Source organism: Acidimicrobiales bacterium, from assembly GCA_036378675.1.
GTDB lineage: Bacteria > Actinomycetota > Acidimicrobiia > Acidimicrobiales > Palsa-688 > DASUWA01.
The window spans coordinates 1-6,493 of the sequence record DASUWA010000028.1 but is presented as its reverse complement, the minus strand read 5'-3'; the positions used below and the strand labels follow the sequence as shown (position 1 = coordinate 6,493).

Annotated in this window: 11 protein-coding genes and 3 tRNA genes; 1 reads left to right on the top strand and 13 read right to left on the bottom strand. The window is 66.4% G+C overall.

Features of this window, described 5'->3' with window-relative positions; translation table 11 throughout:
• Window positions 1-192: 192 nt before the first annotated feature.
• The 8 genes from VFZ97_10790 to VFZ97_10755 form a co-directional block, all read right to left on the bottom strand.
• On the bottom strand, window positions 193-513 hold the full coding sequence (locus tag VFZ97_10790) for a DUF3817 domain-containing protein (protein ID HEX6393920.1): 321 nt from the start codon (window positions 511-513) through the stop codon (window positions 193-195).
• Window positions 489-1,055 (bottom strand): hypothetical protein, encoded by a 567-nt coding sequence (locus VFZ97_10785; protein ID HEX6393919.1) that lies wholly within the window; start codon window positions 1,053-1,055, stop codon window positions 489-491. Before VFZ97_10785 ends, VFZ97_10790 begins: the two co-directional genes overlap by 25 nt.
• Before the next feature lie 129 nt (window positions 1,056-1,184).
• Window positions 1,185-1,913, bottom strand: a complete 729-nt coding sequence (gene rplA / locus VFZ97_10780) for a 50S ribosomal protein L1 (GenBank protein ID HEX6393918.1) — start codon at window positions 1,911-1,913, stop codon at window positions 1,185-1,187.
• Between the two features lie 75 nt (window positions 1,914-1,988).
• A complete protein-coding gene (rplK, locus tag VFZ97_10775) occupies window positions 1,989-2,414 on the bottom strand; it encodes a 50S ribosomal protein L11 (protein HEX6393917.1) in 426 nt (141 codons plus the stop codon).
• 28 nt (window positions 2,415-2,442) lie between these two features.
• Window positions 2,443-2,967, bottom strand: coding sequence for a transcription termination/antitermination protein NusG (gene nusG / locus VFZ97_10770; GenBank protein HEX6393916.1), 525 nt, complete (start codon window positions 2,965-2,967; stop codon window positions 2,443-2,445).
• A gap of 297 nt (window positions 2,968-3,264) precedes the next feature.
• The gene (gene secE, locus VFZ97_10765) at window positions 3,265-3,576 is read right to left on the bottom strand and encodes a preprotein translocase subunit SecE (GenBank protein ID HEX6393915.1); all 312 of its coding nucleotides are present in this window, start codon (window positions 3,574-3,576) and stop codon (window positions 3,265-3,267) included.
• A gap of 36 nt (window positions 3,577-3,612) precedes the next feature.
• A tRNA-Trp gene (locus tag VFZ97_10760) sits at window positions 3,613-3,686 on the bottom strand.
• A gap of 117 nt (window positions 3,687-3,803) precedes the next feature.
• Window positions 3,804-4,307, bottom strand: a complete 504-nt coding sequence (locus VFZ97_10755; protein ID HEX6393914.1) for a hypothetical protein — start codon at window positions 4,305-4,307, stop codon at window positions 3,804-3,806.
• Window positions 4,308-4,428: 121 nt separating this feature from the next.
• Between VFZ97_10755 and VFZ97_10750 the strand changes: the two genes are divergently transcribed.
• Window positions 4,429-4,932, top strand: coding sequence for a MarR family transcriptional regulator (locus VFZ97_10750; protein ID HEX6393913.1), 504 nt, complete (start codon window positions 4,429-4,431; stop codon window positions 4,930-4,932).
• A gap of 15 nt (window positions 4,933-4,947) precedes the next feature.
• On the opposite strand, the gene VFZ97_10745 is transcribed toward VFZ97_10750, so the two are convergent.
• The 5 genes from VFZ97_10745 to VFZ97_10725 form a co-directional block, all read right to left on the bottom strand.
• Complete coding sequence (locus VFZ97_10745) at window positions 4,948-5,367, bottom strand: hypothetical protein (protein ID HEX6393912.1); 420 nt, start codon at window positions 5,365-5,367, stop codon at window positions 4,948-4,950.
• On the bottom strand, window positions 5,351-6,022 hold the full coding sequence (locus VFZ97_10740) for an RNA polymerase sigma factor (GenBank protein HEX6393911.1): 672 nt from the start codon (window positions 6,020-6,022) through the stop codon (window positions 5,351-5,353). The genes VFZ97_10745 and VFZ97_10740 overlap by 17 nt, the downstream gene beginning before the upstream one ends.
• A 65-nt stretch (window positions 6,023-6,087) precedes the next feature.
• On the bottom strand, window positions 6,088-6,252 hold the full coding sequence (gene rpmG / locus VFZ97_10735; GenBank protein ID HEX6393910.1) for a 50S ribosomal protein L33: 165 nt from the start codon (window positions 6,250-6,252) through the stop codon (window positions 6,088-6,090).
• Window positions 6,253-6,353: 101 nt separating this feature from the next.
• Window positions 6,354-6,427: transfer RNA gene (locus tag VFZ97_10730), tRNA-Met, on the bottom strand.
• A gap of 4 nt (window positions 6,428-6,431) precedes the next feature.
• Window positions 6,432-6,493 (bottom strand) — tRNA-Thr (locus VFZ97_10725).

Genomic DNA, 6,493 nt, shown 5'->3' with positions numbered 1-6,493 from the left:
TAGGCGCCCGAGGGCGCACCGGATGTCTTCGGCTTGGAAAGCTCAGCCATGATAGCCGCCCGCCGCAGGGGCTGATCGCGTGTTGAACCATGGACCGGGCATGGAACAAGCCTTTATTCACGATTTGGCACCTCACAGGTGCCAAATCGCAAGGAAACCGGTCTCCGCCCCAGCGCGGCCGGCTCGGGCCGTCTATCCCAGGAGGGCCGGCTCCAACCGCCGGCGCATCCAGCGTTCGACCACGAAGGCGAGGAAGGGAACCCACCCGCCGGCGACCATCGCGATCAGATCGACAAGCCGCAACTTGAAGCGGACGAACACGTCGACGACCGCAGCCAGATAGACGATGTACAGCGCCCCGTGGAGGGGACCGACGATTCTCTCGACCGACCCGAACGGGATCGCCGAGAAAACGACGAGCAGCAGCACGCCCACGACGTACGCCATCACCCGGTAGCGCAGGAGCGCGCCCTCCCGGGTCCGAGCGGTCAGAGTCCTCTGGGGTTGCGCCACGTTTTGGGTCTTCCTTTGACGGCGAGCAGGGCGAGGTACCGGTTGTACTCGGTGGCCTCGTCGGCGGGCTCGGCTTCGTTGTCAGGGGCGAGCAACCTCGCGGTTTCCGCGAACTCGGCCAGCGTCGCGTCACGGCGGACCAGGTGTCCGGTCCGATCTTCGTGCCTCTCGCCGCTGGAAAGCTGCGCCGGCGGCGGCCCGCCCCTGTCGAGCACCCGGCTCGATGACTCTCGAGAATCGGCGGTGATGGCCAAAGCCGACCGGGGAAGAGTGCGGGCGACCACCTCGGCGCTCGCCGCGCGCATCTGCTCGTGGAAGCGGCGCCGGTTGGCGATGTCCTCCGGTGTGTCGTGCACCATCTGCCACCAGCCGATCCCAGCTACGACCACGAACGCCGGCCATTCGATCGAGTAGAGGTAGCTCAGGGTGTTGCCGTCCATGGCGCGATTGATCTGCCACCAGCCTGCGGTCAGGCAGCCTGCTGCGATCAGCAGGAAGGCCGCGTGAAGCAAGAGCGCCCGAGGAGTTATCCACTGCTTCACGCCGTCGATGCTACGACCGCCTCGACGCAGCGTCAGATCGCCGGGGAACCACAGCCGGGTAGGGAAAATCGATCATGGTCGATTTGCGCTACCAGTGTGTCGCAGCCTGCCCCGAGCGCCGGCGGTCACTCAGGAGACTTCGGCCAATTCCTCGTCGGTGACGCGCAGGGCGGCGGTGTCGACGTCCACGCCGGGCCCCATGGTTGAGCTCAGCGCGACGGACTTGATGTAGCGGCCCTTGGCGGCGGCCGGCTTGGCCCGGTTGACCTCGTCGATCACTGCGCGGAAGTTGGCGAGGATTTGAGGCCGGGTGAAGCTCGCTTTGCCGATGGGGACCTGGACGACGCCGCGTGAACGGGTGTCCGCCCGGTACTCGACGCGGCCGCCCTTGAAGTCGGTTACCGCCTTGCCGACGTCGGGCGTAACCGTGCCCGTCTTCGGGTTGGGCATCAAGCCCCGCGGTCCCAGCTTGCGGCCCAGGCGGCCGACCTGACCCATGAGCTCGGGCGTGGCGATGGCGACGTCGAAGTCCATGAACCCTGCGTCCACCCTGGCCACGAGGTCGTCCGCGCCGACAACGTCGGCTCCGGCAGCTCTGGCGTCTTCCGCCGCCGGGCCGGCGGCGAACACCGCGACCCGTACGGTCTTGCCGGTCCCGGACGGCAACGCAACGGTGCCGCGGACCACCTGGTCCGCCTTGCGCGGATCGATGCCGAGCCTGATGGCCATCTCGACTGTCTCGTCGAACTTGGCGCTAGCCAGGCTCTTGACCAGGTCGATCGCCTCAGCGGGCGCGTAGGTCCGTGTCCTGTCGAAACGCTTCGCTGCGTCGACGTACTTTTTTCCTCTTTGCGACATGTAAGTCTCCCTCGTTTGTAACGGGCGGGCGGGGTGAGGTCTCCCCCGGCCCTGCCGATTGACGGGCGGTTTCCGCTAACCGACCTTGATCCCCATCGATCGGGCCGAGCCGGCGACCTGCGCCTTGGCGGCCTCGATGTCGTTGGCATTTAGGTCGGGCATCTTGATTTGAGCGATCTCGGTGAGCTGCGCGTCGGTGATGCTCGCCACGGTCTCCTTGCCCGTGGTCGACGCGCCCTTCTCGACGCCTGCGGCCTGGCGGAGGAGCACCGCGGTGGGCGGGGTCTTCAGCACGAAAGTGAAGCTGCGGTCCTCGAAGATCGTGATCTCGACCGGGATGACCTGACCGACTTTGTCCTCGGTGGCGGCGTTGTATTGCTTGACGAACTCCATCGTCTGCACGCCGTGAGGACCGAGCGCGGTGCCGACGGGCGGCGCAGGCGTCGCCTTGCCGGCGGGCAGCTGGATCTTGACGATGGCGGTTACACGGCGCTTGGCCACTGCGTACTCCTCTTAAACCTTTGCGGCTCTAAAGCTTCGCCACCTGGGCGAAATCCAGCTCTACCGGGGTTTCCCGCCCGAAGATGTTTACGAGAACCTTGAGCTTGAGCTGGTCCTCGTTGATCTCGGCGATCGTCCCGCTGAAGTCGGCGAAGGGACCCTCGCGAACACGTACCGATTCGCCGAGCTCGAACTCGAGGCGTGGCCGGCTCCGCTTGGCGGTCCCCCCTTCTCCTTCCTCGGCCTTCACCTGCAGGATGTTCTCCACCTCACGCCGGGTGAGTGGCGTGGGACGGGCGCCAAGGCCGACGAACCCGGTCACACCCGGTGTGTTGCGGACCACGTACCAGGAGTCGTCGTCGAGGTCCATGCGGACGAGCAGATAACCCGGGAAGACCTTCTTCGAGACGACCTGCTTCTTGCCGTTCTTGAACTCGATGACGTCTTCCATCGGGATGACAACCTCAAAGATCCGCTCTTCCATGTTCATGGAGGCGATGCGGCTCTCGAGGTTCGACTTCACCTTGTTCTCGTAGCCGGCGTAGCTGTGAATGACGAACCACTGACCGGGGCGGTCGTACGGGCTCTCGGGTAGCGCCGGCGCAGCCGGTTCCTCCTCGACCTCGGCGGCTGTTTCGGCGGCGCCGGCGATCGCAGCGTCGACGCCCTGTGCCGACTGGCCCGCCTCCGCCGTGTCGTCCATCGTGTCGTTGGCTGGGGTCTCACTGGCGGCGCCGTCGCTTGGCTGGCCCTCTTCCAGATCCACCGCCAGACCGGGCTGGTCCCCGGAGTCGCCGGCGAGCGCGTCGTTATCAGTTGTCGGAGGTGAAGGGTCGTACGTCATGCCGCTCTACTTGAAAAGGAAAACAGCCATCTTAGAGAACAGCAGGTCCAACACGAATATGAGCGCCCCCACGACGATCAATGTGATCAGCACAACCGTGGAGTAGTTGAAGACCTCGGACCGGGTCGGCCAGGCGACCTTCCGAAGCTCGACGTTCACCTCGTGGAGAAACTGCCTCGGGGAGGTTCGCCGGCGCGGCGCGCCCGCGACCGGCCGGGAGGGGCGACGCTCGCTCGGTTCGGGGCGCCTGGCTACGGGCGTGCCGTCCTCGGCCATTTGCCCCTGCCGCTGCAAGAGGCGTCTCTGTTGTCGGTTCATGCTCACGTGTCGGACCTTCTCACGGGAGTTGGGCTGCAGGGCAGGAGGGACTCGAACCCCCAACCGCCGGTTTTGGAGACCGGTGCTCTGCCAAATTGAGCTACTGCCCTCTGCAGGGCGTTGACCTGCTTGGTCGGGGGACTTACCAACTCGGGAGGATAGCACCGAGGCACCCGTGAAGGTCCGGCGCCCCCGGCGCGTTTCTCCGGCCCGGGCGCGCTTCGTCTCTACGCCAGAGCAGGCTGGCGAGGCGGAATGACCGGCAACCGAAATCCGTCGCCGCCGGAGTGCGGAATGATCCGTATGCCGGCACCCAGCAGTGGAAACTCCCTGATGCTCCGTGAGTCGTGCGAGTCGTGTGAGTCGCCGCCGACGACCCTGAACCGCAGCAACCATGACCCGCCGTAACGTCCGGCCCCGGCGAGGACGACCCGTCCTTGCGCAGCTGCGGCCGACAGCGACGCCCACGCCGGGCCCCACACCGCCCTGGCGGCGATGCGCCGGCCGCCGGCGGTCAGCTCGACCGGGCCCAGGATTCCGCCCGCCTCGAGCGTGCTCCCGGAGTTGGGGGGTGTCGTCCAGGCGATCGGAGCGCCGTCCGCGGCGAGTTGACGCAACTCGCCGAGCGTCTCCGCTTCGAACTCGCGGCGGACGCGCAGCTCCGCCCTACGCCAGCGGCGGCGGGCCAGCCACGAGAGCCTGGCAAGTGGGTCGTGTGGTGCGAAAGCCATAAGGGCTCCTAAAACGAACTAATCCTCCCTAGGGGGACGAAGGAGGGCAATACCATTTAGGCGCTTGAAACTTCAGTTTGTCAACTTAATATTGGTGTGACGTCGGCTACGGTGAGTGATCATGGGTTCGAGTGAGACGGCGGTTCGGGAAGCCCCTAAAGCAGCCCCTTCCGATGAATCGGCGGGCGTTGAGACCTCTTTGAGCAGAGGCCCAAACCGGCCGAACACGGAGCTTCGGCTGGCGGCGCTGGCCGTGGAGCTAATGGACCGCACCAAGCACCACGTCCGCGAGGTGGGCGAGGAAGAAGGTCTCTCGGTCGCCCAGGTCGACGTGCTCCGCCGGCTCCGGCGGGGTCCGAGCCCGATGCGCCGCCTCGCCGATCAGATGAACTGCGAGGCCTCGAATCTCACCGGACTGGTGGACCGGTTGGAGTCCAGGGGACTAGTGGTACGCCAGGCGTACCCCGAGGACCGCCGGGTGAAGTGCGTCGCCCTGACCGAAGACGGGGAGCGGCTCATTGAGGAGCTGTGGGCGGCCGTCGCCAAGCGGTGTGATCTGAACAGGTTGCCGGGCGCGGCCAAGGAGCAGCTCGCCTCACTCCTCCGCGACGCCCTTCGCGGCTAGCGCGGCCGGCCGGGGTCAGCTCGCTCTGGCCAGCCCTGGACGGCGAAGGCTCATCCAGACCAGCACGCCCGCGGCGCCGGCCGCGGCGGTAGCGACGGTGATACCACCGACGTAGGCGGCGCGAACCGCCCAATGCGTACTCGGTGCCGACTCGCTGGCGATGGCTTCCAACAGGCCGGCCAGCGCTCCGTCGGGAGGTGATTCCAGCTCCCCTCGCAGCTCCCGCAGCTGGGCGACGAGGTTCCGGAAGGCGGCAAGCTCGGCCTGGCAGCGAAGGCACTCCTCTATATGGGCAAGCGTCGTGTCCGGTTCCGCCGTTTCTGCGCGACCCCGGTCGGTCTCGGGATATTCGCCGGCGGCGATTGCCGGCAAGTAGTGCCCGGCCTCACGGCAGGTTCCGGTGCGCAGCTGGACGATCTCAGCTAGCGAGCGCATCCCCATCGCCCTTGAATCCAACCGCACCAGCCGGCGCGCCCGTTGGCGCACCCGCTCCTGCATCCGCCACTGCATCCGCCACCGCATCCTCCGGCGGCACGTCCTTCGCTGTCAGCAACTCCTTGAGGCGCCGGCGGGCCCGGTGGAGCCGGACCTTCGCGGCAGCCTCGGAGATCCCCAGCTCCTTTGCGATCGCCCCGTGGGGAAGGTCGTAGATGTCCCGGAGCACGATCACCTGGCGTAAGCGCGCCGGAAGGACGGCAAGCGCTGCCGCCACCCTGGCCCGTTCCGCTTCCCCGGCCGCGCGCTCCTCCGGGTCGTGGTCCGGGTGGACGTCAACCAGTGGGGCGTCCTCAGGCAGAGTCTCCGTACGGGTCCGGGCGCGTTTGGCGAGAAGGTTCGCCGAGCAGTTGGCGGTGATTCGGTAGAGCCAGGTCGTGAACTGCGAGTCCCCCCGAAAACGCCTCAGCCCCCGGTAAGCCCTGAGATACGCCTCCTGGACCACGTCGCGTGCGTCGTCCTCATGCCCCGTCAGCCGGTAGGCCAGAGTGTAGGTGTCGGCGTAGGTAACCCGTACGAGTTCGTCGAGCGCGCCCCGGTCCCCGTCGCGCGCGCAGTCCACCAGGGACCCGAGGTCGTCGCCCCGGATCGACACGATCTCGCCGCGGTTGCGCCCGCCGCCTCTCCTGCGACGTTCGACGGAGGCGGGTTCGGGCAGGATTACCGGGTCTCCTTGTGAAGAGTGTGCTGCCGGTCCCAGCGGCAGTACTTCTTCATTTCGATCCGCTCGCGGTCGTTCTGCTTGTTCTTCGTGGTGATGTAGTTACGGCGCTTGCAGACATCGCAAGCCAGCGTCACCTTGACACGCTTCTCGTTCTTGGGCACCGGTCAGGCCTTCTTCCTTCTCGACTTCTTCTCGACTTCTTCTCGACTACCGATTGTGGGACTTCAACGACGTCTTGGGCGGTTTCTCAGTTGACTCTTTGTAGCGGCGGTCGGACTTGAACCGACGACAACTCGATTATGAGCCGAGTGCTCTGACCAACTGAGCTACGCCGCCGAGCCCCCTGTCGGAATCGAACCGACGACACCAGCCTTACCATGGCTGTGCTCTGCCGACTGAGCT